Origin of the sequence: Frankia sp. R43, from assembly GCF_001306465.1 — a bacterium.
Taxonomy (GTDB): domain Bacteria; phylum Actinomycetota; class Actinomycetes; order Frankiales; family Frankiaceae; genus Parafrankia; species Parafrankia irregularis.
The window spans coordinates 143,745-170,149 of sequence record NZ_LFCW01000012.1 but is presented as its reverse complement, the minus strand read 5'-3'; the positions used below and the strand labels follow the sequence as shown (position 1 = coordinate 170,149).

General features: G+C 67.3%; 21 protein-coding genes and 3 pseudogenes. 11 read left to right on the top strand and 13 right to left on the bottom strand.

The features are described 5' to 3' along the window. Window positions 1-297: 297 nt before the first annotated feature. The 6 genes from ACG83_RS38105 to ACG83_RS44900 form a co-directional block, all read right to left on the bottom strand. Window positions 298-1,512: a Wadjet anti-phage system protein JetD domain-containing protein gene (locus tag ACG83_RS38105; protein WP_054571109.1), complete on the bottom strand. Its 1,215-nt coding sequence runs from the start codon at window positions 1,510-1,512 to the stop codon at window positions 298-300. Beyond that, the gene (locus tag ACG83_RS38100) at window positions 1,509-4,904 is read right to left on the bottom strand and encodes an ATP-binding protein (protein WP_054571108.1); all 3,396 of its coding nucleotides are present in this window, start codon (window positions 4,902-4,904) and stop codon (window positions 1,509-1,511) included. Before ACG83_RS38100 ends, ACG83_RS38105 begins: the two co-directional genes overlap by 4 nt. Next, the gene (locus ACG83_RS38095; RefSeq protein ID WP_054571107.1) at window positions 4,901-5,536 is read right to left on the bottom strand and encodes a DUF4194 domain-containing protein; all 636 of its coding nucleotides are present in this window, start codon (window positions 5,534-5,536) and stop codon (window positions 4,901-4,903) included. Before ACG83_RS38095 ends, ACG83_RS38100 begins: the two co-directional genes overlap by 4 nt. After that, window positions 5,529-7,037 carry a DUF3375 domain-containing protein gene (locus ACG83_RS38090; RefSeq protein ID WP_235498448.1) on the bottom strand — a complete coding sequence of 503 codons (1,509 nt, stop codon included), beginning with the start codon at window positions 7,035-7,037 and terminating at the stop codon, window positions 5,529-5,531. Before ACG83_RS38090 ends, ACG83_RS38095 begins: the two co-directional genes overlap by 8 nt. Window positions 7,038-7,192: 155 nt before the next feature. After that, entirely contained in the window at window positions 7,193-8,398 is a 1,206-nt protein-coding gene (locus ACG83_RS38085; protein WP_054571106.1) for a hypothetical protein, read from the bottom strand. 226 nt (window positions 8,399-8,624) lie between these two features. Further along, window positions 8,625-8,828 (bottom strand): hypothetical protein, encoded by a 204-nt coding sequence (locus tag ACG83_RS44900; protein WP_131799548.1) that lies wholly within the window; start codon window positions 8,826-8,828, stop codon window positions 8,625-8,627. A 50-nt stretch (window positions 8,829-8,878) separates the two neighbouring features. On the opposite strand from ACG83_RS44900, the gene ACG83_RS47330 reads away from it, so the two are divergent. From ACG83_RS47330 to ACG83_RS47320, 3 genes are all read left to right on the top strand, one after another. Further along, window positions 8,879-9,067 (top strand): hypothetical protein, encoded by a 189-nt coding sequence (locus ACG83_RS47330; protein ID WP_226931202.1) that lies wholly within the window; start codon window positions 8,879-8,881, stop codon window positions 9,065-9,067. Window positions 9,068-9,093: 26 nt separating this feature from the next. Further along, window positions 9,094-9,588, top strand: coding sequence for a hypothetical protein (locus ACG83_RS47325; RefSeq protein ID WP_226931203.1), 495 nt, complete (start codon window positions 9,094-9,096; stop codon window positions 9,586-9,588). Between the two features lie 75 nt (window positions 9,589-9,663). Next, a complete protein-coding gene (locus ACG83_RS47320) occupies window positions 9,664-10,104 on the top strand; it encodes a site-specific integrase (protein WP_235498447.1) in 441 nt (146 codons plus the stop codon). Here the strand turns inward: ACG83_RS47320 and ACG83_RS45650 are convergent. Next, on the bottom strand, window positions 10,073-10,219 hold the full coding sequence (locus ACG83_RS45650; RefSeq protein ID WP_161934845.1) for a hypothetical protein: 147 nt from the start codon (window positions 10,217-10,219) through the stop codon (window positions 10,073-10,075). The two genes, ACG83_RS47320 and ACG83_RS45650, sit on opposite strands and share 32 nt — an antisense overlap. A gap of 463 nt (window positions 10,220-10,682) precedes the next feature. Here ACG83_RS45650 and ACG83_RS38075 point away from each other — a divergent pair, with 463 nt between their 5' ends. Beyond that, entirely contained in the window at window positions 10,683-11,168 is a 486-nt protein-coding gene (locus ACG83_RS38075) for a universal stress protein (RefSeq protein WP_063793346.1), read from the top strand. 595 nt (window positions 11,169-11,763) lie between these two features. Here the strand turns inward: ACG83_RS38075 and ACG83_RS48230 are convergent. Continuing rightward, window positions 11,764-12,046: pseudogene (locus ACG83_RS48230) on the bottom strand (transposase); the annotation flags it as partial. Window positions 12,047-12,200: 154 nt separating this feature from the next. Between ACG83_RS48230 and ACG83_RS38070 the strand changes: the two are divergent. Further along, window positions 12,201-12,545, top strand: a complete 345-nt coding sequence (locus ACG83_RS38070; protein WP_091283117.1) for a hypothetical protein — start codon at window positions 12,201-12,203, stop codon at window positions 12,543-12,545. A 44-nt stretch (window positions 12,546-12,589) separates the two neighbouring features. After that, window positions 12,590-13,576, top strand: coding sequence for an IS3 family transposase (locus tag ACG83_RS38065; protein WP_235498446.1), 987 nt, complete (start codon window positions 12,590-12,592; stop codon window positions 13,574-13,576). A 6-nt stretch (window positions 13,577-13,582) separates the two neighbouring features. On the opposite strand, the pseudogene ACG83_RS38060 reads toward ACG83_RS38065, so the two are convergent. Further along, a pseudogene (locus ACG83_RS38060) lies at window positions 13,583-14,188 on the bottom strand (IS630 family transposase); the annotation flags it as partial. 207 nt (window positions 14,189-14,395) lie between these two features. Between ACG83_RS38060 and ACG83_RS43300 the strand changes: the two are divergent. Then, a pseudogene (locus ACG83_RS43300) lies at window positions 14,396-15,273 on the top strand (IS1380 family transposase); the annotation flags it as partial. A gap of 792 nt (window positions 15,274-16,065) precedes the next feature. Here the strand turns inward: ACG83_RS43300 and ACG83_RS38040 are convergent. Continuing rightward, window positions 16,066-16,368: a DUF6342 family protein gene (locus ACG83_RS38040; RefSeq protein ID WP_054571100.1), complete on the bottom strand. Its 303-nt coding sequence runs from the start codon at window positions 16,366-16,368 to the stop codon at window positions 16,066-16,068. 953 nt (window positions 16,369-17,321) lie between these two features. On the opposite strand from ACG83_RS38040, the gene ACG83_RS38035 reads away from it, so the two are divergent. The 4 genes from ACG83_RS38035 to ACG83_RS38020 all read left to right on the top strand — a co-directional run bounded on the left by ACG83_RS38035 (window position 17,322) and on the right by ACG83_RS38020 (window position 21,726). Further along, a complete protein-coding gene (locus ACG83_RS38035; protein WP_054571099.1) occupies window positions 17,322-18,506 on the top strand; it encodes a lipid-transfer protein in 1,185 nt (394 codons plus the stop codon). Between the two features lie 345 nt (window positions 18,507-18,851). Then, complete coding sequence (locus tag ACG83_RS44875; RefSeq protein WP_131799550.1) at window positions 18,852-19,307, top strand: hypothetical protein; 456 nt, start codon at window positions 18,852-18,854, stop codon at window positions 19,305-19,307. 154 nt (window positions 19,308-19,461) lie between these two features. Next, window positions 19,462-20,640: a TetR/AcrR family transcriptional regulator gene (locus tag ACG83_RS38030; protein WP_054571098.1), complete on the top strand. Its 1,179-nt coding sequence runs from the start codon at window positions 19,462-19,464 to the stop codon at window positions 20,638-20,640. 193 nt (window positions 20,641-20,833) lie between these two features. Next, window positions 20,834-21,726, top strand: a protein-coding gene (locus ACG83_RS38020) for an IS5 family transposase (protein ID WP_226931207.1) whose coding sequence is annotated in 2 segments (ribosomal slippage) — window positions 20,834-21,203 and window positions 21,203-21,726 — 894 coding nt in all. Because the reading frame shifts where the segments join, the coding sequence is not laid out codon by codon here. 547 nt (window positions 21,727-22,273) lie between these two features. Here the strand turns inward: ACG83_RS38020 and ACG83_RS38015 are convergent. From ACG83_RS38015 to ACG83_RS38005, 3 genes are all read right to left on the bottom strand, one after another. Further along, on the bottom strand, window positions 22,274-23,581 hold the full coding sequence (locus ACG83_RS38015) for an ABC transporter substrate-binding protein (protein WP_083473905.1): 1,308 nt from the start codon (window positions 23,579-23,581) through the stop codon (window positions 22,274-22,276). A 207-nt stretch (window positions 23,582-23,788) separates the two neighbouring features. Further along, window positions 23,789-25,852, bottom strand: coding sequence for a protein meaA (locus ACG83_RS38010; protein ID WP_054571139.1), 2,064 nt, complete (start codon window positions 25,850-25,852; stop codon window positions 23,789-23,791). Between the two features lies 1 nt (window position 25,853). After that, the gene (locus tag ACG83_RS38005) at window positions 25,854-26,363 is read right to left on the bottom strand and encodes a MaoC family dehydratase (protein ID WP_054571095.1); all 510 of its coding nucleotides are present in this window, start codon (window positions 26,361-26,363) and stop codon (window positions 25,854-25,856) included. Window positions 26,364-26,405: the final 42 nt, after the last annotated feature.

Below are 26,405 nucleotides of genomic sequence, written 5' to 3'. Positions count from 1 at the left end.
CGCAGGTCCCGCTGCGTGATCTCAGGACTACTCACTTTGACAGCGTAGCACCCCGTGGCACGCCGTGCCGCGACGGAGCCTTGAGGTCGTGAATCCAGGTTCACTGGCCGCTGATCTCGGTGCGTTAAGCACGCTTGGCGGTCGAAGGAGACCGGGGCAAGGACGTCAGCACTCGCGTCCTCCGGGCGAGATGTCGGCGAGAGCCAGTCGAAAGCCGTGCTGGGTCCGCAGAAGTTACAGCGCGTGGTGCGGCGTGGGGTGGACCGCGACGGCGGCACCAGGGCCGGGAGCCTGAGCTCAGCTCAGCAGGCGGGTAAGGCTGGCCTCGAGGTGGGGGAATCCGACGCGTTCCTGCTCGAGTCGGATCGCGGCGCCGTAGGTGCCCGCGACGAGGTCGTCGTGCAGGGCGGCCTCCGCCGGGGTGAGGTGGGAAAGGGGGCCGCGGGCCTGGGTGGGTTCACGAACCCACTGCTCGGGATGGGCCAGCAGCGTGGCGCGGTCCATGAGGAACGACTCGACGGTGGGGGCCGTGGCGCGCAGCCGGTCGAGGATCGCGAAACCGTGGGTGTCGAGGTCGCCCCAGTAGTAGACGCGGCGGGCGGAAAGCCAGGGGAGCGCGGCGAAGGCCGTGAAACCATAACCGCCGCCGAAGACCGCGATCGCGTCGGGCACGGCTGGGAACGCCAGGTAGGTGATTTCGTTCTCCAGGACGAACACGGTGCCGACGTCGGCTGCGGCGGCTTCGAGACTGTCGAGCCGCACGGTCATTTCGGGGACACCTGGCAGCCGGGGCGGGGTCGCGCCGAGTGTTCGGAATCGGACGTAGAGCGGTGGTATCCGGAAGCCGTACCGCCGGGCGAACTGCGCTTTCGGAACCGTCTGGTCGATCGTGTCGGCGGGAAGAACAACGTCGAGAAGGTCGGCGAGCACCGCCCGGTGGGTCTCGATGAACTTGGTGTCGACGCCCGGCACGGGAACCTGTCGCAGGTACCGGCTGTGGCCTCGCTCGCTGACCAGCCAGCGCACCGTCGCGAGAACTCGCGTCCACTCGGCGTCCGGCTGATGCGCGAGCACTCGCAGGGGATGGGCGTTCATCCAGTTCACGAGCATCGCCGCGTGTGCGCCCGTCGGAACCGAGTCCCGGAGCTGGGTGAACCGGCGCACCTCGGCGGTCACCTGGAGAAGCCGCCAGAGCGCTTCCCAGCCGCCGTCGACGACAAGCCGGGCGGGTAGCTCGTTCGCGCCGATGCTGCGACGGCCGACCGATTTCATCACGAGCTGCAGGTCAGCCGAGCGGTCCACCACGGCGAGCCATTCCTGGCGCCAGGCGCGGACCTCGTCGAACCGGTCGGTGAGGTCGCGGCCCACCGGCCCACGCAGAGTCACGTCAACCGGATGGAACGGCTGGCCCGCGGCCCATGCGGCGAGCAGTTGTCCGTCGTCCCAGCGGCGGCGCAGATGTGTGCGTACGTCGGCGAGCGTCGTCCATCCGACCGCCCGTCTCCGGGTCACCGGACGGTCACGAGTTCAGCCGCGAGCCGGTGCGCGCGGCGCGCCCGATACTCCACGACGGTCAGGTTCTGCAGGCGGGAGTAGCTGCCCGACTGGTTGTCGACGAAGCCGACGGACGAGACGTACTGCTCGATGACGTGGATCTTCTGCAAGGGTGTGACGATCAGCAGCTGCAGTCCGAGCCGCGCGAACAGGCCCAGGGCGAACCGGGTCGACCCGTCGGAGCCGCGGCCGAACGCCTCGTCGATGACGACGAACCGGAATGTCCGCGGGCCGGAGTCGAGCCTGAACTGGTAGGCCAGTGAGGCGGCGAGGATTGTGTAGGCGAGCTTCTCCTTCTGGCCGCCGGACTTGCCGCCGGAGTCGCTGTAGTGCTCGCGCTCGGTGTCGTCGGCCGCCGAGCGTTCCGACGCGGAGAAGACGAACCAGTTGCGGACGTCGGTGACCCGGCGGGTCCAGACCCGGTCGGCGTCGGTCTGGCCCTCTCTGCCGCGCAGCCGCTCGACGATCCGGCTGACCTGAAGGAACTTCTCCTCGGAGTACTGGTCCGACTCGCCCCCGGATCCGAGCGAGCCTTCGGTACACGCGCGCAGGTCTGCGCGGAACTGCCGAACCTCCATATTCGGGGTGTCTTCGAGCTCGAGGCGGATGAAGGTACCCGCGTTGTACTCGATGGACGTCAGCGACGCGTTGATGATCTCGGCCCGTGTACGGATCTGTTCGCGCTGCTCGAGCAGCTTGGCCTGGAACATCGCGATGTCGCGGATCGTGTTGGTGTTCAGGTAGTTCTTGAACTCCTGCTCGAAGCGGGGCAGATCATCACGGATCAGCCGGGTGTGCAGCTCGCGGTACCCACCGATGGCGGCCACCGACGCATCCAGCTCCACGGTCTCCAGCGGGTACCCCTGGCGGAATCTCCCCATCTTCGCCACGACCCGTTGCCCGGCCCGCGCGCGCCGCTCCGCCACCTGCCGGGACTCCGTCCGGATCGCGTCGTCGAGGTCGCGCCCGGCGTCGGCCCAGTCGAGGGGAGTCGTCGGCGGCGGCGTCGGAAGCCGCTCGCCGAGGCTGGCGAAGCTGGCGCATGCCAGCGCGTACGCGGGTAACGCGGTCAGCGCCTCGGACCGGGCGAACTCGGTCTCGGCGTTGGACTGGCGCGTCGTGAGACCGCCGACGCGCTCGCGCATCGCGTCGCCGTCCCGCACCGCCGCCGCGAGGTCGCGCCGGACCCTCTCGAGCCGGTGGTCGATCGCGGCGAGCTCCGCGGACGCGGCGACGAGCTGGGCTTTCTCCGCCCGCAACGCGTCGAGTTCGGCGGCGGCCGAACGCCAGTCGATCTCGAGCCATGCCCGGGTCTCGCCGAGCAGGCTCAGATCGAGCTCCTGGCGGCCGAGCGCGGCGATGTCCTTGGTGAGCTTCTCGCGACGCCCGGCTATCGCGGTCAGGTCCGTCTGGACCTGCGTCGCGCGGGCGATGATCGCGGCGATCTTCTGCTCGTTGCTCCATCCCAGGACGTACTTCGTCCGGTCGTCGACCCGCCACCGGTCGTCCTTCTCATGGCGGCCGCCGGTGTGCTTGATCTGCCCGGCGCGGGTGACCGCCTTCGTCGCCCGGCGGAAGTCGTCGAGGCTGTCGACGCAGGCGTAGTCGGCGCGGACCTCCAGCTCGCGGCGCAGCCACGGGAGGAACGGCGAATCCGCCTTCAGGTCGAGGCGGTCGACGAGCAGCACGTCGCCGCCGGTGAACTGCTGCTGCCGCGGCGGCGGCGCCTGCGGGATGCGGAAGTAGATCAGCCGCGCTCGCAGATGGTTGCGGTCGATCCACTCCGATGCCGCCCGGTAGTGCCGCTCCGGCACGAGGAGAGACAGGCCGAAGCCGCGCAGCAGCCGCTCGGCCGCGCCCTCCCAGGCACGGTGCTCGGACGAGACCTGGATCAGCTCGGCCGCGAACGGAAGGTCGCCGGCGTCAAGCCCGGTCTCGGCGCACAACCGGCGACGCAGGTCCAGGCTCTGCGCCGGGATGTTGCTGCGACGCTGCCGAAGGCTGGCGATCTCCTCACCCAGCAGATCCGACTCCGCCCGGCGGGCCGCGAGCTGGACGTCCAGCTCGGAACGACGCGTTTCGAGCGTGCCGCGCTCCTCGGCGAGCCGGCTGGCCAGGGCGGCAAACTCGCGGCGGCGCTCGTCGAACCGAGCCTCGTCGACGACGGCCGCCAGGCCGAGCGTCGCGAGTCGACCCTCGAAGATCTCGGCCTTGGCCGCTCGCTGGGCGCGTTCCCTGCCCGCGCGTTCCAGGTCCTTCTCGATCTCGCCGAGCCGGCCACCGCCGAGGCCCGCGCGCTGCAGTTGCAGCCGGACGTCCTCGTCACGCAAAGTGGTGACCTGCTGGTCCAACCGGGCGGCCTCGCCACGGCCCGCCGTGATCCGGACGCCCAGCTGCGCCAGCTCACCACGTAGGAACGTCGCGGTCCTGTCGGCGACGAAGTAGCGCACGGCGCCGGCCTCGGCGCCCAGCGCCTGCTCCCGCTCTCCAAGGGCGTCGTACTCGTCGCAGTCGGCGAGTAGCGGGGTGAGCATCGCCAGCTGGTCGCGTGCGCGCCGGACGGCGGTGTGCGCCCTGGTCAGATCTTCGAAGTGGGCCACCACCTCGTCGATCCGCCGCTGGACGTCCTGCTTCTCCAGCATGTGCGACCGGACGAACTCGTTCAGGTCGCCGACCGACTTCATCGACACGGTCTGGTGGAACAGCTCCATCGCCTGGTCGGACTCGATGCCGAGCAGCCGGCGAAAGGTCCGACCGTAGGCCGGGAACTCGTCGTTGACCTCCGCGCCGGATTTTCGCAGCCGGCGTTTGAGCGCGGTGATGTCCGCGCCGAAGTCGCCGAAGTCGGCCGCGAGCGTAAGGTGGCGTCCGGCCGTGACGAAGAACCGCCTTGGCTGCCCCGGCTCGTCGGCTGCCTGCCAGAACACCTGCGCGAGGCTGACGGTGGCGTCCACGGCCTCGTTGACAAACACCCCGAGCAGCACCGAGTATGTCGTCCCGTCGGTGCGCAGCCCGACCGGGCGGGATCCACCGGTGGACTCGTTGCGCTCGGACTTGTAGTGGCCCTCGACGTAGGAGCGCAGCGTGCGCTCGCGAGCCTCGGCGCCGGCGGCCCGATTGTAGGAGATCCGCTGGGCGGGCAGCAGAAGCGTGGTGACCGCGTCGACGATCGTCGACTTACCGGAGCCGATGTCGCCGGTGAGCAGCGCGTTGTCGCCACCGACCCGCAGCGTCCAGACCCGCTGGTGAAACGTCCCCCAGTTGAGGACTTCCAGCCGGTCGAGCCGGAATCCGACACGGCCAGGCGCGGGCTCGGTCTCCTCGGCTGGAGCCGCTGGTCGCGTCGTCACGCGGTCTCCTCGGTGGGGCCGGCCAGCGACGCCGCGTACCGGGCGAGGCCCTCGTCGAATCCAGAAAGCCACTGCGCGTCCACGAACGCCTTCAGAATCCGGCGCACCTCGAAGGTCTCCTCGGAGCCCGGCAGCTTGCGCAGGAATCCTAGGTCGACGGCCTTCCCGAGGTGAGTGTCGATCTCGTCGACGAGCCGGGCCTCGTTGCGCCCCGCCGGCAGGAACATGCGCATCATCTCGACGACGTCGGCGCGCGCGAGCACGAGCCTGGTGTCGGCGTTGTCGGTGTCGAACTCGGCGAGCCGCTTGCGCAGCAGAGCCAGCAGCAGACTGACGGGGAACGACAGCGCCCGCCGCGCGATCAGCCGGGGCGGCCCGTCCTGCGCCTCGTCGTCCGGCCGCGAGCGCAGAAAGGCATAGCCCTCGGCCTCGTCGACGATGACCTGCAGTCCGATGACGTCGACGTAGTCGCTCACCTGGGCCCGCAGACCGAGCAGGTGACGCCACACCTTGTCGTGCTGGTCCCGGTAGACGGGACCCTTCATCAGGCTGGTCAGGACCAGAGGAAGATCCAGCTCGGCGCGCGGTGCCGCGCCCCGCGCGGAACCACGAGCAGACGCGGCGTCAGTCATCCCTGCGCTCCTCACCGTCATCGTTCGCGTCGGGGGCCACGGCGGCGAATCCAGCGCGGACGAAGGTCACCCTGGGCACGGTGGCGACGCGGGTGCCATCGTCGTCGTCCCAGCTCAGCTCGTCCGTGTTGTCCTCATCAAAGACCACGGTGAATCCGTCGCCGCTGAGCGATAGATACGTGACCAGCTCGGCGAGCCCCCGCCGCAGCGGCCGGTCGGCGACCAACGAGGTCAGCGTGACCCGCGGTCGGCTGGTCAGCGCGTCGCGCACCGCCCCGCCCAGCTCCGCCGGGTCGACGTAGACCTGCTCATAGAGCGCGTCGGACTCGAAGTCACCTTCTCCGGCCGTGATGCCGTCGCTGTCGACCGCGGTCCGGCGTTTCGGCGTGTACAGCCGTCGTTCCATCGGCAGCACGAGCCGGGGCGCGGTCTCCTCCAGTTCGGCTCCCGGCAGCGGCCCGGCGGCGTCGCGCAGTTGGAGGGCGTGCGCCTCGATGCCACGAAGGATTTCCCCGATTCGGCGGTTCTCCAGCCAGACCCGGTCGTCCAGGAACCGGCGCAGCTGCGCGGACAGCAACCGGACGGTCGCCTGGGTGCGTTCACCCGCCGCCAGCCAGTCGTAGTGGATGTCGCGCAGCCGCTCGTCGGCTCCGGCGAGTGCGTCCAGTCCCAGAACCTGGTCGAGCAGCGCCTTGAACTCCGCCTGCCGGTCAGCCGAGAGCAGGAAGTCGTAGAACGCGCCGAAGCTCCTGCCCTGGTCCGAGTCGGTGATGCTGCCCCGGCTGCTGAGCACCTCGTCGAGCAGCTCGCCCTTCGCGCCGTTGAAGGAGGCGATCTGGACCCGCAGGGCCCGATCGAGCTCGCGGAAGTTCGTCTCGACCTGGCGGAAGTCCGCCAGCAGCTCACGTGCCATGTCGCCGAACTGCTGGAACCGGTCCCGCTGGGCGGAGGGGTCGAGCATGTCGAGCTCGCCTCGGCTGACCCGCTCGATCTCCCGGTCGAGCGCGTCGCGGCGCAGCCGCAGCTCCGTGAGCCGCCGTTCGGGGTCGGTCTCGGTACCCAACGCCATCTGGCGCAGCAGGTCGAACAGCGTGTTCAGCCGCGACTCCGTGCCGACGAACGCCCTGGAACGCAGGCTGGACAGGAACGACACGGCCTGCTCGAGTGCCGGCGTGGCGTCGAAATGCGGCTCGTCCGAGCCAGGCGGGTAGAACCGCCGAAGCCAGCCGTGCTCGGTCGCCGACCAGTCGTCCAAGTACGCCTTGGCGGCCCGCGGATAGGTACCGGCGCCCAACCGCTGATTGAGCGCATACAGAGTGTCGTCGAGCCGGTCGACCAACGCCGACGCCGCGATCTCCCGCACATTCTCCGCCACGAACACCCGGGCCAGGAAGCTGACGACGAGTGGGGCGTGATCGGCCCGCAGCAGCCGCCACGCCGCATGCCGACGCAACAGGTCAACGGTGTCGTAGTCGAGCGAGCCGTCCACTGACGTGTCCACCACCACCCCCGAAAATCAGATCTGATGGTAGGCGAGGGGTGCGACAGAACTCCCGGCCCCACCCGGCGAGCTTGACCCCTGATCAGCGACACCGTGACGGGAGCGTCTCGTCACGGGCCGCGGGTCTGATGGCTGGCGTCGCGGGCGCCGAGGTGTCAGGGCGCGCAGGGGGCTGCCAGATCCGGGCGGTCGTGGCTGCCGTCGGTGGCGGCGAACGATAGAACGCGTAGCTGCTCGGGGAGGTCGGACTGCTCGGTGTGCCAGCGGACCCAGTCGGGGATCAGGGTGTGCGCCGCGGCGGTGACGCGGTCGTCGATCCAGTCGCTCATCACGGCGCGCAGATGACGGACGCGGTGCGGCGAGACGGCGTTCCAGGTCCCGGGGAGCGCGCCCTCGATCCACTCGTAGGCGATCGCGGCGACTGCTTCCGTGTCCGGCTTGGCGTCGTGCTGGTCTACGTACCAGGCGGTGAAGTCCTCGATCAACGGCTCCGTGTCGAGATCACGGTAGAGGCTCCGGGGCCGGGGCAGTGGCGTGCCACGGCGCCGGAAATGGTCTGACAGATCACGCAGACGACGGTTGGCACGGAACCAGTTGTCCAGTGCCGAATCGGACTCCCCGCCGTGCAGGATGTTGTCGTCATAGTCGGCGTACGCCAGCACCGCCACCTCGTCGGCTGTCTCGACCCGCCGCGGTCGCGCGCCGTCGGCTGACACCCCCGCGAACGACCGCCAGGCCGCGGCGGACTCGGACACGTCGGCATATGTGCCGGCGTTGAGGACGGTGACGGGCCCGCAGGCGTCGATGTCGAGGAGGAACACCACCGGGTCGCTCTTGTCGGACGAGAGGCCCGCGATGATCCCGAACCGGCTTCCGTACGCGTCCCGCAGCAGCCAGACCTCGCCCGGCGCGACTCTGGGCACCAGTCGTAGCCACGGCGGCTGGCTGGCGCCACCCGCCCGGGCGACGGCCGCGGACAGCTTCCTGATCGAACCCGTCGGGGCGGACGCAAGCGCCGGCGTGCCAATAGCGGCCAGGCCGTGCAGCAGTCGCCACGGACCGACCCAGTTGTCCCCACCGCGGTCGAGGTCTTCGCGGACCTCTGCCGCGAGCGCCTCGGAGACCTTCGCGTACCACCAGTCGAACCGCAGACCCCGCCCGTGCTCCCGCACCGCTCGGCGGACCTGTGCGCCGACCAGCGCGACCGTAGCCTCCTCCAGCGCGCGGGGGCTCTCCGCGGCCAGGACCGCCTCACTGCCGCCGACAACCGCCGCGACCGCCGGCCCGAACCACTCCGGTTCCTCTCGCGGACCGCCCAGCAGGTCGGCGAGTACCGCCGCTGGCGAACCAGACCACGGCACGCCTGGGGACGCCAGAGCGGCACCCGGCCGTCCAGATGGCCGCTTCGGCGACTTCTTCGGCTTACGCCCACGCGAGACCGGCGACATGCCCCGAATCGTAGGACCCCGGCCTCGGCCCTCGCCCAGAGCCACAGGGCCCCACAGTTCTGGCACGCCGGAGAGGGCCGCCGCCACTGCGACGACCAGTTGCAGTCCCGGCTCGACGCGATCGGCATTTCTCGCTTGGTCAGTGCGCCCGCTCCGGTCGCTGTCTGTCAACGGCGTCGACGAGGCTGGCGAAGACGAGCAGGCGGCAGGCGGATCGCTGAAGGCTGCCGAATCCGTGGTGTAGCGCGAGGTGGCGGGTTCCGAGCAGAACCGTTGACCGGACTACTGGGCTGACGATCAGCGTGTCGTAGGCGGCGGGTGGTGGCCCGTCGGTAACTGTCACCCAGTTCCGAGTGAGAGGACTGCGTGCGGATGTCCGATAATTGTGATCGTGTGATTGATCTGATCGATCTGCCGGAGTGGGGTCGGGTGGTCCCGCTGGCGGGTGTCGAACCGTTCTGTGTGGTGGACGAGGCGGACCGGCCGGTCGAGCCGGTCCGACGATTCCTGCGTGACCTGGTAGTGCAGGGATGTTCGGCCGCTACGGTGCGCAGCTATGCGTTTGCGTTGCTGCGTTGGTAGCGGTTCCTGCGGGCGGTGGAGGTGGAATGGTCGAAGGCGTGTCCGGCGGAGGCGCGGGATTTCGTGCTGTGGTTGCAGCGGACCAGGAAGCGGCGTCGATTGCCGCGAACCGATTCCGCGATGACGGCAGGAACGGTGAACCCGATCACCCGCAAACGGTTCCAGGCCGACAGCTATATCGTGGCCACGATTCGGCTTCGAACGCGGTCGTGCGGTCGTTTTATGCGTTCTGGATCGAGCGGGGCGAAGGGCCGCTGGTCAATCCGGTGCTCCTGGCTCGGGGGCGGGGCCGGCGTCCTCATACGCATCACAACCCGTTGGAGTCGTTCCGGCCGGAGGGGCGGCTGCGTTATAACCCGCCGGCACCGAAACGCCGGCCGCGGGCGATGCTGGACGAGCGGTGGGAGCAGCTGTTCACGGCGATGCGTTCGGACCGTGACCGCGCGATCCTGGCGTTGGCGGTCAGCACCGGCGCTCGCGCCGGGGCACTGCTGGGAATGCGCGGTATCGATCTGGACTGAGGCGACCAGCTGATCCAGGTCCGGCGCAAGGGGACACGGGCGCCGCAGTGACTGCCGGCCAGCCCGGAGGCGTTCGTGTGGCTGCGCCTGCACGTGGAGGAGATCGGCCGACTGGGTGCTGACACGCCGGTCTGGCAGACGCTGCGCCGTCGCGCCCGGGACGGCGGCCCGCCCGGTCGCGTGCCGTTGAGCTACGAGGCGCTGCGGGCGGTGCTGCGCCGCGCGAACGGCCTGCTGGGCACGAACTGGAGCATGCACGACCTGCGGCATACCTGCGCCCTGCGCATGATCCGTGATGCTCGGTTGTCACTGCGCGACGTGCAGACGATCCTCGGACACGCTCACCTGGCCACGACCGAGACCTACCTCGTGGAAGACGACCCGCAGGTCATCCGCCGAGTACGGGACCATCTCGCCGGCCGCGACGAGCCGCTGACACTGCCGGGCCCCGGCGACGCGACGACCCCCTATCGGGCTGAGGATCTCACCGTGCTGCTCGGGCCAGCCGGCCGATGACGACGACAGCACCCGCACCTACCAGCGTCGAGGTGGCCACCGCCGCGATGAGCACGGCGCGGGTCGGGCCGTTGAACAGGGCGAGCACCGCGGTGGTGCTGGCGGAGATCCCCACGGCGGCGCCGGGGGTATAAATGGGATATTCGTAGAGCGGTACGCATCGGCTGACGGTGGCCGGTCCGCTATCCCGCCCCGTGGTTACGTGGGGCGGGTTCGGACGTTTACGGCGCGTCTGGGGCCGATGGTGGCCGCGGAACGCGGCGCGACGGGCTCGGCGGGTTGGTTCCGGGTGTCCGCTCCGCGGGTTCGGGTTCTCCGCCATGTTGCCCCTTTCTCACTGGTGTGGCCTTGTCAAGGCGACCCGCGGGCGGCGGCCCGACCAGGTCGTTCATGACGTTCAGGGCTTGGACCTCCCGGGACCGGGGGTCGTTGCCAAGGCGCGGGTCAGGTTCGCGCAGTGGGGACTTCGGGTCGTGGGGACTGTCCCTGCGGGTATGACGGGATCGGCGGTGGAAGACGCCGCCCGCCGCAGGGTCTTCCGAGGCGGCGGGCGGGACGGGGACAGGAAGGAGCGGGTCGTGGGCGAGCAGCGATCGCATCCACGGATCGTGGTGGGCGCGGACGGGAAGGCGCCGAGCGTGGCCGCCCTGCGCTGGGCAGTGCCACAGGCCCAGGCCACAGGCGCGATAATCGACATCGTGACGGGATGGCAGGTCCCTGCGACGATCCTGGTGACGCGCACCTACACCGAGGGCGACTACATGGAGGACGCACGGCGGGCGTTGGAGCGGACCGTGGACGAGGCGTTGGTGAACGTGCCCGCTGTGCACATAGAGAAGTACCTGGTTCCCGAGCGTCCCGCGCTGGCGTTGACCAGGACTGCCGAGGACGCGGACCTGCTCGTTGTCGGCGGCCACGGGCGCGATTTTCCCGGTATGCGTCTTGGATCGGTCGCGTCATACTGCGTGCGTAACGCGCCCTGCCCGGTCGTCGTCGTGCGCGGCACCTTCACGGAGGCTCAGACGCAACCGAGCATGACCGGAAGCCCGGCCGCCGTCCACTAGTGTCCCGTGATTCTGTTTGCTTATCGCTTGCGGTTTCGGTTGTTGTCGACGAGTTTGCGGATGCTGGTCTGGGTGAGACGGACCTTGGCGAGGATCTCGTCGGCGGTGGCGGTCCAGGTGAACGGCTGGGCGTTGCTGTTCCAGTGGGTGATGTAGTCGCGGATCTGGCGGGTCAGGGCATGGACGGAGGGGAAGGTGCCGCGGCGGATTGCCTGGCGGGTGATGATCCCGAACCAGGTCTCGTCGGGTAGCCCCGGCGCATTGCTGCGCCGGGGGCCCCCTCAGAACCGGCCGTGCCCGCTTTCCAGGCAACCGGCTCAAGCGAGCCCTGTGGGCTTGCAGGCGGGCAGAAGCGCTGCCCGAATGCCATCGTCGAGGGTGCGGCGGTGGCAACGGGCGTGTATGAGGCGGGTTGCGACGCGTTCGTCCGGTGTGCCCGCGCCCCAGGCGATCAGTGTGCGTTTGCGGGCGCCGTGCGGGTGGCCGCGAGCCACTGTTCCCACTCGTGCGGGCTTTGTGGCTCCCGGTCGACGTGCAGACATCAGTCGAACCTCCTCAACGAGTACCACTGTTCTCATGCGACCTCGTGTCGCACGATCTGGTTGATCCAGGACGAACCGACCGGGGTGAAGTGGAAGTGGACGTGCGGGTTCGCGTCCAGCCAGGTCTTCACGCTCGGGAGTGGTGTGGGTCGACAGGTTGTCCAGGATGACGTGGATCTCCCGGCCGTCGTGCGGGGCGACCGCGGCTTTCAGGAATGTCAGGAACGCGGCGCCGTCCCGGCGGGGGTGGCAGGCGCCGAGGACTTCCCCGGTGCCTGTGTTGAGGGCGGCGAACAGGTTCGTGGTGCCGTGGCGGACGTAGTCGTGGGTGCGTTTCCCTCTGTGTCAGTCTCGGGTGAGACACCCGCTGGGTGCGGGTTGGCTACAGAGGGCGTGATCGGAGATCCTTGTGCCCGTGGAGTCAGAGTCGCAGGAACGTCCGGGCGGTCCTCCGTCGCGGCGTGATCCAGCGCCGCGGCCGTCGCGGCGGGTGTTCAGCACGGCATACAAGCTGCGGATCATCGCCGAGTACGAGAACGCCCCACACGGAGAGAAAGGCGCGATCCTGCGCCGGGAGGGCTTGTTCTCCTCACACGTGGTGGAGTGGACCCGGGCCCGGGACGCGGGAGCGCTGGGTGGATCCGGTGGCGCGGCTCGTTCTCCGGAGAAGAAGCCGGGAAAATCAGCGGAGCAGATCGAGCTGGAGAAGCTGCGCAGGGAGAACGAACGACTGAAAGCGAAGCTCGCAACGACTGAAACCGCGCTGGATATCATGGGAAAAGCGCGCGTGCTCTTGGAACAGATCTCCGAGAGCACGGACACCGAGAAGCCGTAGACCAGACCCTGAACGGTGCTTTCGACGAGCTCCGTGCCGCGGGGGTGCCGGTGAAACGGGCCTGCGCATATACGGGCAGGTCGAGGGCGACGCATTACCGTCATACAGCTCCTGGTGGCCGGCTGCACGGCCCGTGGCCGGCGAGGAAGCCGCCACCGGCGGCGTTGAGCGACACCGAACGCGCCCAGGTGCTGGCGGTGCTGGCTCGGGCGGAGTACCAGGATCTGGCGATCCCGCAGGTCTGGGCCCGGGAGCTGGACGCCGGCCGGTACTGGTGCTCGCTGTCCACGATGTACCGGATCGCCCGCGCGGCCGGTCAGACCCGGGAACGCCGCGCGCAGGCGACCCATCCGGCCCGGGTCCGCCCGGAGCTGTCCGCGACCGGACCGGACGAGATCTGGACGTGGGACATCACCGCGTTGAAAGGACCGGCCAAGGGTGTCTGGTACAAGTTGTACGTCATCCTCGATATCTACTCCCGGTATGTGACCGGCTGGCTTGTCGCCGCCGCCGAGGACGCAGTGGTCGCGAAGGACTTCCTCACCGACGCCATCAACCGGAACGGGGCCGCGCCGCGGGCGATCCACGCGGACCGTGGTGGAGCGATGGTCTCAAAACAGGTCTCCGACCTTCTCGTCGAGCTCGGTGTCCACCGGTCTCATTCACGGCCACGGACCTCGAATGACAATCCCTATTCCGAGGCGCAGTTCAAGACTCTCAAGTACAGCTACGACTTCCCTGACCGGTTCGGGTCGTTGGCTGATGCCCGTGCCTTCTGCGAGGGGTTCTTCACCGCCTACAACCACGACCATCGCCACTCCGGGATCGGGTTCCACACCCCCGCCTCGGTCCACTTCGGGACCGCCGAGCAGGTCCAGGCCCACCGGCAGGCCATCCTCGACCGCGCCCGCGCGGCGCACCCTGAACGGTTCGCTCGCAGGCCACGGCCGCCCCGGCTACCCGAGACCGTGTGGATCAACCAGCCACTTCCAAGCCAACCGACCAACGATCAACTGTCTCAGTTGACTTGACACCTACCGTTTCTCGGTGCGTCCGAAACTGATCGGGAGTAGGGGTTGGGTGCGGTCCAGTGCCTCGACCTGTGTCTTCTCGTCGATGCAGAGCACGACCGCGCCGCCGGGTGGTTCGAGGTAGAGCCCGACGATGTCGGCGACCTTGACCGCGAAGTCCGGATCCCGGGACAGTTTGAACGTGCCGGACTGATGCGGGCGCAGCCCTTCTTCCCTCCATACCTTCGCCACGTAGTGCCAGGACACCGGCACCGGTCCGGTGTGGCCGATGTAGCGGGCCATCTCCCGGCTCGACCAGTGCGACAGTCCGGTCTCCGCGGGTGGGGTCGTGCGGGTCAACGCCACGATCCGGGTCCGTACCGCGGCGGGGACCTGCTCCCGCGGGGCTCCTCGCGGCCGGTCGACCAGACCGGCCACCCCGTCCCGTTCGTACCGGCTCAGCCACAGATCCACCGTGGGTCGCGATACCCCCGCCAGCTGGGCGATCCGCGCCTTCGGCGTGTTCTCCGCATGCCACAGCACGATCCGCGCCCGTGTACCCACGTTCGCCGGAACATCCCGACTGTTGATCAGCGCGGACAGTTCCGCCCGTTCCGCATCCCCCAACTCCACAAGATCATTCTATCTGGCGACCCGTCAACGTAAAAGAAACGGAATCACAAGACACTAGTTCCTCGGGTATCCGCCCAGCTCGAACCAGTTCCACCATCTGCCGGCGGAACTCCTCGGTGTATGGCAGTTTTGATCTCGGCACCTGCACTCCTCCCCGGGATCATTATCCCAAAGAGCCCAGGTGTGAACAGGAACAGGTCAACTCCAGGGTTCGGGTTCCACCCGCTGTGGGCGTTCGCCGACCACGGCCCGGACGGGTCGGGTGAGCCGCTGGCGGTCCTGCTACGACCGGGGAACGCCAGGGCGAACACCGGCGCCGACCACATCACCTGGCCACCGTCGCACTCGCCCGGCTACCTCGGCGGCTGCGTCGCGGCCGGTCGGTCCTGATCCGGACCGACAGCGGCGGCGGCACGCACGCGTTCCTCGACTGGCTGCACCGCCGCCGGCTGAGCTACTCGGTCGGGTTCACCCTGCCCGAGAGCGCGTCCGAGGCGATCGCGAAGGTTCCGCCCGGGGCGTGGACACCGGCCTACAACGCCGGCGGGCAGCCCCGCGACGGCGCGTGGGTCGCCGAACTCACCGGGCTGATGGACCTGTCCAGCTGGCCTGCGGGCGTGCGGGTCCTCGTGCGCAACGAACGCCCGCATCCAGGCGCCCAACTCCGGATCGTCGACCCCGGCGGCAACCGCTGCACCGCGTTCGCGACCAACACCCCCCACGGCCAGCTCGCCGACCTGGAACTACGGCACCGCCGCCGGGCCCGCTGCGAGGACCGGATCCGCGCCGCCAAAGACACCGGCCTGACGAACCTGCCCCTACACGACTTCGCCCAGAACAGGGTCTGGTGCGCCGTTGTCTCCCTCGCACTCGACCTCCTCGCCTGGACTCAGGTGCTCGCCCTGGCCGGCCACGCCGCCCGGCGGTGGGAACCGAAACGCCTGCGGCACAGGCTGTTCACCATCGCCGGACGGATCGCCCGTCACGCACGACACACCGTGCTCCACCTGCCCGAGCACCATCCATGGGCAGCGCTGGCCCTTCAGGCCCTGACCACACTGCGCGCGCTACCCGACCCCGGATAGCCACCCGGACCTGCCCTGCCCCGACGACCTCGCACCACCCCCGGCCGTGGACCGGCGCTCCAGCCCGCGCGACAGCGAGCCACCCCGCCACACCCCGACGACACACCTCAACATCAAAAACGGGGCGGGACGACCGACAAACCGACCCAGCCACCTGGCGAAAGATCGAGGTTAGAGAAGATGCTGGTGAGAAGCCTGACCATGCGCCGTCGCGATCGGTACGATCCCGGGGTTGCACATGCGACCGGCAAGACGTCGGTAGTGGCCACCGTGGACACAGTGCGCTGCGCGGCGGCCCTGCGGCCTCAGCTGGACTTCGACGACGAGAACGACCGACGATGGCGTGCCACCGAGACGGCACTGCTCACCTTGACGCTCTACCCTCGCGACACCGTCGTGGCGGACGCCGACACTGAGTGTCCGGTGCAGGTCCACCGCTCCTTGGCCGGCTGCTCAGTGCGCAGGCGCCGCAGCCATGACCGGCAGACGGCGACTCGCGGGCGGCGGCCCGACAGGTCGCACATGCGTTCAGTTTAGTCAGCCCTGCGGACCTGCCAAGAGCTCGCAGGGCCGTTGCAATACTGGCGGCACTCCAGGGATCAGTGGCACGAACCGATCAATTGGGTCCACGGCACTGGGTGTTCTGATACAGCGGCCATCACCGACGGTCAAAGTTGTTACGACCAGGGCATTGCCACTGACCTCGACGGCCCGGCTCCGTGGCCGGACCGTCGAGCGTGGGCATCGCGTCGCGTCGGGGAAGGCGCCGCCGGACCACCCCGCGCTGCCGGACTACTGGTAGGACAGGTTCGACTGCCCTTCGATCACGCGGCCGGCGATGTAGAGGTCTCCGTTGGAGTCCAGTACTGCGATGATCTTCTTCTGGCTGCCATGGTGGGTCGTGAAGAAGATCTTGTCGGCCTCTTGGGATGTGGAGTAGTTAGTATTAACTGAGAGCTCGATGCTTACCGGCGAGCTGATGAGCACGTCCTTCTTGGGGGAAGTCGGGTACTGCTGGTTCTGCCGCAGTTTGATTCGGCCGTGAGTGTCTCCCTCGTCCCAGTCCGTCGCCAGCCCAAGATCAATATCCGGCATGGAGAACTCCGTTCATACTTGTGCGGAAAACCTCTCCCGAATGGAGTAGGCTGCTTTTCTCGCAAAAGATCGGGATAGCCGGCCGTGCCGGATTATCCCTACGAATAGCCGAGCGCAAGGATAGCGTGCCGCCGAGTCGGATTTTTCCCGACCGTTGGCCGCCTCGCTGGCCACCCTTCTATCGGTCTATCCAACCGAACCAGAGGCCGGGTGTTCGGGAAGCCATGGGCTACGGGGACGGTATCACCGGCTAAGTTTACATATTTCGTTTCCCGGTCCACGTTGTTCGGCTCAGCGAGTCGCAGGCACCGGCCGCAACATCTCCCTCCAGAGGTTGCGGTGGAATCGCGCCGTCGCGTAGGTAGCATCACACGCCGAGGTTGGCGCCGTGCAGAAATCTCCGAGAAATGTCATCCTGGAAGTTTTCTGTCCGCTTTGCTGCGGTATGCGCAATATCTGACTTGGGTATATGGCCGTCTGGTGAGCCCCAGGGCGCACCCGAATTGTTGCCTGCGGAACCAGCCTTCGACCCGATGTCGGCACTCCCGTCAGGCAGGTAGTAGCGTGGTGCGGACGCAAACGCTATTGCGTACGCGCTGGTTCCCGGAGTAGATCTCGGCCGGCAGGCCGACTTCCGGATGATCCATCCATGCGCGTACCCCGCGAGGCGATCTGCATGTCGCTGTACGAGCGGTCCCGGGGCGTGTTGCACCGGGCGCTACCGCGCCATCACCGCGGGTGCCAGGTCATAGGCCGAGCAGGTCACGTTCCCGGTCGGCGGTGACCCCGGTCTCGGCGTAGATCGGCCGCTTCCCGACCCGCCCGTCCCGCACCTTCACTATGGCCGTTGGTGAATCACGACAAGTGTGGTACACATCACACACGTACTCCCGGCTGCTGTAGAAGTGGGATCGTCTTCATTAAGTGAACCGTCGATAGCTATTGGAGCGCCGATGAGGGATCGTGTTGTGGTGGCGGGTGTCGGCATGGTGCCGTTCGCGACGCCGAGCAGGAGCGACAGCTACGATGTGCTGGCAGAAGGGGCGGTAAAAGCGGCCCTGGCTGATGCGGGGATCGTCCTCGCTTCAGTCCAACAGGCGTACGCCGGCTATGTGTACGGCGACTCGACCAGCGGGCAGAACGCGCTGTACCGGGTAGGGATGACCGGGGCGCCGGTGTTGAACGTGAACAACAACTGCTCGACTGGATCATCGGCTCTGTTCCTGGCGCGTCAGGTGGTGGCCTCCGGAGCGGCGGATTGTGTGCTGGCGTTCGGATTCGAGCAGATGCAGCGCGGTGCGCTGAGGACGCAGTGGGACGACCGACCCAGCGCTTTCGGGCGGTTCGACGAGGTGATTACCAAGGTGCAGGGCGAGGCCGAGGGGGTGCCCTTCGCGCCGCGGTACTTTGGCGGTGCGGGCGCAGCCTACTGTGAGAAGTACGGGATGGACCCGACGGTGTTTGCGCGGATCTCGGTGAAGTCTCGCAGGCACGCAGCCCACAACCCGTATGCGGTCTTCACCGACCCGCTGACTGTGGATGAGGTTCTTGCCTCACCGCGGATCTTTGGTCCGCTGACCCGGTTGCAGTGCTGCCCTCCCACCTGCGGCGCGGCTGCCGCGGTGATCGTCTCCGAGGATTTCGCGCGCGCCAACGGGCTGCGGGCCGACGTGACGATCGCCGCTCAGGCGATGACCACGGATACCCCGTCGTCGTTCGATGGGGACCTGATGCACCTAGTCGGATACGACATGACCAGGTCCGCAGCTAGGCAGGTCTATGAGGCGGCCGGGGTGGACCCACGCGACATCCACGTCGTGGAACTGCATGACTGCTTCACCGTCAACGAACTGTTGTCCTACGAGGCGCTGGGGCTGACCCTGGAGGGCACGGCGGAGAAGTTCATCGCCGACGGCGACAACACCTACGGCGGGCGCGTGGTGACCAATCCTTCGGGTGGGCTGCTGTCCAAGGGACATCCGCTGGGCGCGACCGGGTTGGCGCAGTGCGCGGAGCTGGTATGGCAGTTGCGCGGCGAGGCCGACAAGCGCCAAGTGGAGGGCGTGAATCTGGCGCTGCAGCACAATATCGGCCTCGGCGGGGCCGCCGTGGTCACTCTCTACGAGAAGACGGGCTGAGCCTGGCCAACAACACCGACACCGCGGATGCGCAGGCGGGAGAGCCGATCACTATCACCACGGAGCGCCGTCGACTTCCTCTTCACCAAGGCCATCAGCCAAACAGGCATGTTGATGACCGCGAGCCGCTCGACAAGCTCCGAGCCTGACGATCAGATGCTCAGTCGCCGCGTGCTCGTGCATACGGATCCCTCTGTAGCCGCGCATTGTCCACATTCGCTCTTCAAGAAGGCGGCATGCTCGAGTTCCCGGTGAAGAGATCCGCCGTCACCTGCGACGGCTGGTCGCCGCAGCCAGTTCTACACCCGTCGCGCACTCAGGCCGGGCCGGGGGCGCCCCAGCCAGGTGACCGAGAATCTCACCGTTGGCGCTGATCTTCCGGCGCGGGCGCACCAGAGGAACCCGCACAGAGGCTGCTGCCGCGGCTGGTCCTCAAACACGATACCCCGGCTTCGAGAAAGGGGCCGCAATCCGACAACGGCTGGCCTGCATGCCCAGGACATCGCCGAGCAAAAGGCGGTGGATTCTCGCCGCCTGATCCGCAGCATCCGCGGAGCGATTGTCAATCGCGACGTCCGCGGTCATGTAAAGCACAAAGTCCCGCGTTCGGCTGGACCGTCGACTACCTTCTCGAAGGTGTCGCTGGCAAGCCCGGTGGAACCTCGCAGAAACACCCGGCACTGGCTCATCGAGTCGGCTACTGAGATCGACATCGCCCAGCAGTACGTCGACCGCCAGATCGCCTGCCGGCTGTCCCCGGCCGACACGGCCAAAGCCAGGCGGAGGAGCTTCGAGCCGTAGGGCCGCGTGACGGACGCCCGCGCGCAGTTGCACCGGCGGTTACGGGTACATGGTCGCGTACCCGAGCCTGGACAGACTTGCGGATCTACAGTGGCACCGCAAAGACCCTCGACCGGTCGCCGGGACTGGGCCGACCTACCTTGAGGAGGTTGACGTGCCGGACCGTGCGCTCGCGCCGCCGCGTGGCACCCGTCCGCGTAACCGGCGGGCGCTGATCCTTGGCGCCGCCTCTGACCTGTTCGCCCGCCGCGGCTACGACCAGATCGGAATGAGCGACCTCGCCGAGGCCGTGGCGATCGGCCCGTCCGCGTTGTACCGACACTTCTCCAGCAAACAGAACCTACTCCGCGAGGTCATCATCGGAGGCCTGGCCCCGATGCGGCAACTGCTCGAAAATCTCAACCTCGCCGACCAGTCCACGGCATCAGCCCAGCTCGCAGCCCTGTGCCTCGACGAACGCCACCTCGGCGTGCTCTGGCAGCGAGAAGCCCGCCGCCTTTCGCTTAACGACTATGCTCGGGTGCGCACCGAGGTCCGCGAGATCGGACGCCGGCTCACCGACCGGGTGCGCGCCGCCCGCCCTGAGCTCGACCGCCGCACCGCTGACCTGGTCACCTGGGCGACGCTTGCCGTTCTGATGAGCCCGTCCTTCCACGACCTTGAAATGCCCCGGCCCGCATACGACGAACTGCTCGCCGAGCTTGCAGGCCTTGTGCTGGAAACCTCGCTGCCAAGTGCCTTCGCCGCACCGTCGCCACCACCAGTTGGACCGGTATTGCTGCCGGCGTCACGCCGGGAGGCTTTGCTCGCCCAGGCGGTGCGGATGTTCGCCGCCCAGGGCTTCGCCAGCGTCGGCATGGAGGACATCGGCAACGCCGTCGGAATCACCGGCCCCAGCGTCTACAACCACTTCCCGAGCAAGCTGGACATGCTGCGCACCGCATTTCAGCGGGGCACAGCCGCCCTGTTGATGGACGTCAGCACCATCTATCAAACCTCGAGCGGTGCAGCCGATGCGCTGCGCAGACTGGTCGTCTCCTACATCCGATTCTCTCAGGTCCACCACGACCTGATCGGGCTGCTGATCACCGAGGTCGAGCACCTCCCTGAGGTCGAACGCCACGCCGCCCGTCGAGCCCAGCACAACTACCTCACCGAATGGGTCCACCTGCTCCAGCTCATGTACCCCGAGCTCGAGGCCACCGCCGCCCGGATCCGCGTACATTCCGCAGTCGCCGTCGCCAACGACACGGCCCGCACCCCTCACCTGCGGCACAACCCGGACGTGCCGGCCGCGATCGAGTCGATCTGCGGCCGGCTGCTCGGGCTCTGACCTGGCACGGGGGGTTCTGTTCCCGCCGCTGCTGATAAGCCCGGCCAAGGCAGCGGCGGTCTCCTCGCGCGGGTCGATTCCGTCGGTGCCACTAGGCCGTGTCCGGCCGATCATGGGTTGGTGGGTGTTGTCCTGGTGTGGGCGGTGATCTGGTTGGCCGGACATGTGGATCTCTTGCCGGGACGGTCGTCCTATGGGGCGGGGGGATCTGACAGCGCAGGAATGGGACCGGTTGGCGCCGCTGCTGCCGGTGAGTAATGGGCGGTGCGGCCGGTGGCGGGACCACCGGCAGGTCGTGAACGGCATCCTGTTCCGGGTCCGTACCGGGGTGCCATGGCGGGATCTCCCGGAGCGGTTCGGCCCGTGGAAGACCGTGTATGAGCGGCATCGCCGCTGGTCAGCGGACGGAACCTGGGACCGGCTGGCCGGTGAACTACGCCGCGGCGGGGATACCGACCCGCCGACCGGGTCCGGTGGCGGGTGGGAACTGAGTGTCGATTCCACGACCTGCCGTGCCCACCAACACGCGGCCGGGGCACCGAGACTGCGGCCCCGGGTGCCGGGAAAAGCCAGGCGCCCGTGAACGATGCACCCGATGAAGGACTCGGCCGTAGCCGCGGCGGGTTCACCACCAAGATTCACCTCGGTGCCGACGGGTATCGCCGACCGGTCAGCCTGCTGATCACCGCCGGCCAGGTCGCTGACTCCACCCGGTTCACCGCGGTCGTGGACCGGGTCCACATGCTCCGGTCGGGTCCTGGCCGGCCCAGGACCCGACCCGACCGGGTGCTGGCGGACAAGGCCTACTCCAGCCGTGCGAACCGGACCTACCTGCGCGGGCGGGGTATCACCGCGACGATCCCGGAGAAGGCCGACCAGCAAGCCAACCGGCGTCGCCGCGGCTCCCGTGGTGGGCGTCCCCCGTCATTCGACGCCGAGGCGTACAAGCGACGGAACACCGTCGAGCGGTGCATCAACCTGCTGAAACAGAACCGGGCCGTGGCCACCCGCTACGACAAACGCGCCTACGTCTTCCACGGCACCGTCACCGCCGCAGGCCTACGGCTCTGGCTCCGACCACCATGATCGGCCGGACACGGCCTAGTCCCCACCGTCTGAGAAACGCACCAGCTGTTTCCAGGTCCGCGACCGGCGCCACGACCTGACAAAACAGTTCGGCCAGCGGCGAGGAACCGTGCCGCTGGCGGGCTTCGGCCAGGCACCTGGAGTTCGCTCCCATCGCGGCCCCACGACGTAGAGATCCGTGAGCCTGGCGCCGAGCCGGCCGGCGCCTCACCTCGTAGTCGTCGCCCGCGGCGGATAGGGGAACGGCGCGAGCCCCATCACAAAGTAGGCCACGACCTGCTCTGTGAGCGTCGTGTCGCTGCGCCGGGCGTTCTTCCCTGTCGCCTCGTCGACCGCATCACGCGGAACGAACGATGTCAGGACCCCCCGAGAGATCTAGTCCGTCAGCCGGCTACCCGCGACCATCTCAATGTCTGCCACACATTCCGATCGTGCCGGCAACCAGACAGAACAACCGGAACCGCCGCACCGACGATCGCCAGGATCCGGTTGGTGGAAGTGGCATTGTCAGTTACAGGGCACCGCACTTGACCAATCTATTGAATGTTCAGTTGATCGGGCTACCGCAACGGGCTGCAGATTGTAGTGGTACGAATTGTCTGCCGTCGTCGCTGACACGCACGAAGTAGTAGCAGTCGGCGAGTTGGTCCCGGTCTTTTGCGAGATCCACCGGCGCGGGGAGTAGCCCGGCGCCGTCGTAGTCGTGCACGGCGCGCAAGCCTTGGATGAACGACTGGCGGTTCGGACATGCGCCGGCGGTTTGCAGCCCGCGTAGAAATAGGTCCGCGGACAACCAGCCGAACACGGCGCTTTCCTGCTCCGGCACCTCGCTCTGCGAAGAGTGGTGAGCCATCGCGGTGAGCAGCCGCTGATGTGCGGGGGTGTTCAGCTCAAACGGGAGGAAGCTGATGTAGATTGTCGTGCCGGCTAAGACTGGGCCGAATTGTGTTAGCAGATCCCGGTCGTAGCCGAGCGAGAGGAGTACCGTCCTGAGGTTCACGCCGGCGGCACGGACCGCGGGGATGATCTGAGCGAGGACGTCCGGGGTAACGACGCCGGTAATGGCGTCGATGTTCGCCTCCTTCATCTGTCTGGCCAACGCCCCGAAGCCGGTTGTCTCGGCGGTCACTTCAGAGTCTATGTCCACGCTGACACCGGCCACCCTTAGACTCTCAACGAGCTGCCGATGGTATTCTTGTACCGCTTCGTTCAACGCTACGTCCACCACGGCGGCCCGAGTTCCCCCCGCACTACGGATAAAATCCCCCCAGACGGTCGACGATCCGGTCGAATGTGTATAATTATGCCATGTAAACATGTTTTCGTGGGTCACCCAGGCGGGTTCGGCTCCTAGTCCGATGACCGGTACGTCCAGATCTGCGAGGTACTGGGCTGAGCCGGAGACCGCACCCAGTCCTTCCATGATGCCGAAGACTTCTTCCTTCTGAATGAGTTCGCGGGCCGCGGTGAGATTCAGCTGGGGAGTGGAGGCGTCGTCCCGCCAAACGGCGACAATCTTCCGCCCGTTGACGCCGCCTGCGCTGTTCGCTTCACCAAGACGAGCCTCAATCCCCGCCCGGAACGCATGCATGCTGTGCGAAAAAGGCCCGGTGTCAGGGAACAGAATGCCGGCCTTAATCTCGGTCTCAGTTATGCCCGGTGCGGCGCAGGTAGCCGCTCCGGCGGAGTCCTCCGAACCGGTGCACGCAGCCAGTCCGACCAAGCCACACAGAATAAGAATCAGCGCAGTCAGCCGTAATAGCGATGACCGTCCAGGTAGGGCAATCGCGGCGGTGCTACAATTCTGTTTCAGATCTATCGTGACGTTCAGCGTCGACGGACTTCCCTCAAGCATTTCCTGACGACCTTGCGCTGAGTTCCGGTGCAATTTCCTGTCATTATCCAATTTCGCGACCGCATTTACTAGTCGTTCTGGTCTGGGAGAATGGGAGCATAGTCTTTAGGTGATTCTGACACTTCCCGACAGGCGGCAAGATGCGCGACACCGTTGGTGGCCAAGAGCCCTGGCCTCGCAGGTGGTGCAGCGAGATAGCGTTGACCCCTACACTGGTATCCGAGAAACAGGTGGCACCTCACTGTGGAGGCCGCGGGCGGTGCGGACGATATTAACAATGTCGTACATAATATTGGTCAAGCCGTAGTCTTTGGGTGTGTAGACCGACGTTATTCCCATCGCGATCAGCTGCTGTATGTCGCTGGTCGGGATGATCCCGCCGACCACGACCGGCACGTCCCCCAGCCCGGCGGTGCGAAGCCCGGTGAGCACTTCGGGTATGAGATCCATGTGCGATCCGGAGAGCACGGACAGGCCGACCAGGTGGACGTCTTCCTCGACAGCGGCGGCGACGATCTGTGCTGGGGTGAGCCGGATACCCTGGTAGACGACTTCGAAACCGACATCGCGGGCCCGTACGGCGATCTGCTCAGCTCCGTTGGAGTGTCCATCCAGGCCCGGTTTTCCGATGAGTAGCCGGAGCCGCCGGCCGAGCGCATCGCTAGTACGGGCGACGAGATCGCGTACTTCGGCCAGTTCCGCGCCACCCGCGGTTGCGGCTGCGGCCGACACGCCGGTCGGGGCCCGGTACTCTCCGAACACCTCGCGTAAGACCCCTGCCCACTCTCCAGTCGTCACTCCGGCTCGGGCGCAGGCTAGCGTCGCAGGCACCAGGTTGGCGTCGGTCTTCGCAGCCGCCTGCAGCCTCAGTAGAGCCTCACCGACTGCAGTGGCGTCCCGACCGGCGCGCCAGGCGGCGATCCGGGTCCCGGCGGCGCTCTCCACGGCCGGGTCGACAGTTTGCACCGCCGTGTCTAGGTCCGCCAATAGCGGGTTCGGTTCGGTCTCGGTGTACCGGTTCACGCCGACCACGGTGTCCTGCCCGGATTCGATCCGTGCCCGCCGCGCAGCCTGGGAGTTTACCAGCTGGGACTTCATGTATCCGCTCTCAACCGCCGCGACCGCGCCACCCATTGCCTGGACCCGGTCAATCTCCTCGGTAGCGGCGTCGACCAGCTCGGCGACCCGTTTCTCTACGACGACCGAGCCGTCGAAGAGGTCTTCGTATTCCAGCAGGTCGGTCTCGTAGGCGAGGATCTGCTGGATGCGTAGCGACCACTGCTGGTCCCACGGCCGCGGCAGCCCCAAGGCCTCGTTCCATGCCGGGAGCTGCAACGCTCGGCACCGGGCACCCTTCGACAGGGTGACGCCGAGGGCCTCGAGTACGATCCGGGTGACATTGTTCTCCGGCTGCGCCTCGGTCAGTCCGAGGGAGTTGACCTGTACCCCGTACCTGAACCGGCGCTGCGCAGGGTCCACCACCTTGTACCTGGTGCGCAACAGTCCGTCCCACAGCACCCCGAACGCGCGCATCTTGCACATCTCCTCGACGAACCGCACACCGGCGTTCACGAAGAACGACATCCGGGCGCACACCTCGCCGATCCGGTCCTGCGGCACCTGGCCGGACGCGACGACCGCGTCCAGCACCGCGATCACCGTGCACATCGCATAGGCGATCTCCTGCACCGGTGTCGCGCCGGCCTCCTGCAGGTGATAGCTGCAAATGTTGATCGGGTTCCACCGGGGGACCTCGACCACGGTGTAGGCGATCAGATCGGTGATCAGTCGCAGCGACGGCCCGGGCGGAAACACGTACGTTCCCCGCGACAGGTACTCCTTGATGATGTCGTTCTGCGTCGTACCCGTGAGCTCGTCAGGCTGCGCGCCCTGCTCCTCCGCGACGACCTGGTACAGCGCGAACAACCACATCGCCGTCGCGTTGATCGTCATCGACGTGTTCATCCGTGCGAGCGGGATCCGATCGAACAACGCCCGCATGTCACCCAGATGCGCGATCGGCACCCCCACCTTCCCGATCTCGCCCCTGGCGAGAACATGATCAGGATCATACCCGGTCTGGGTCGGTAGATCGAACGCCACCGACAGCCCTGTCTGCCCCTTCGCCAGATTCTGCCGGTACAAAGCATTGCTCTCCACCGGGCTCGAATGCCCCGCATATGTGCGGATAATCCACGGCCGGTCCCGCTCAGATCGGACGGCCTTGGACTGATCGAACCCCGAACGCCCACCCTCAGGCGCACCTGCCACCTCAGCCTCCCGAACGGGGCTCGGGACGGCCGGGCTGCTCGCCGCCACGCCTCTGTCCGTGCGCCCGCTTGGGCACCATGACCTTGCGCTTGTAGACGCAGACCAGAACGCCGTCCTGGTTGTGACCGCGGGTCTCGACCGTCACGATGCCGCGATCGCCCTTGCTCTTCGACTCGTTCTTGTCCAGGACGGTCGACCGGCCGTAGAGGGTGTCACCATGGAAGACGGGGGCCACATGCCGCAGCGAGGTGACCTCGAGGTTTGCGATCGCCTTGCCCGAAACGTCAGCAACGGACATTCCGAGCAGTAAGGAGTAGACGTAATTCCCAACCACTACGTTGCGTTTGAACTGCGTAGCCTGCTCAGCGTAGTTCGCGTCGATGTGTAACGGATGATGGTTCATCGTTAGCAAGCAGAAAAAGTGGTCATCGTATTCAGTCACGGTTTTTCCGGGCCAGTGCTTGTAGACGACACCGACCTCAAAGTCTTCGTAGTACCGGCCGAACTGCATGAATCCCTCACGTTCTCTCTCGGAGTAGCATGGCGGCGAGAA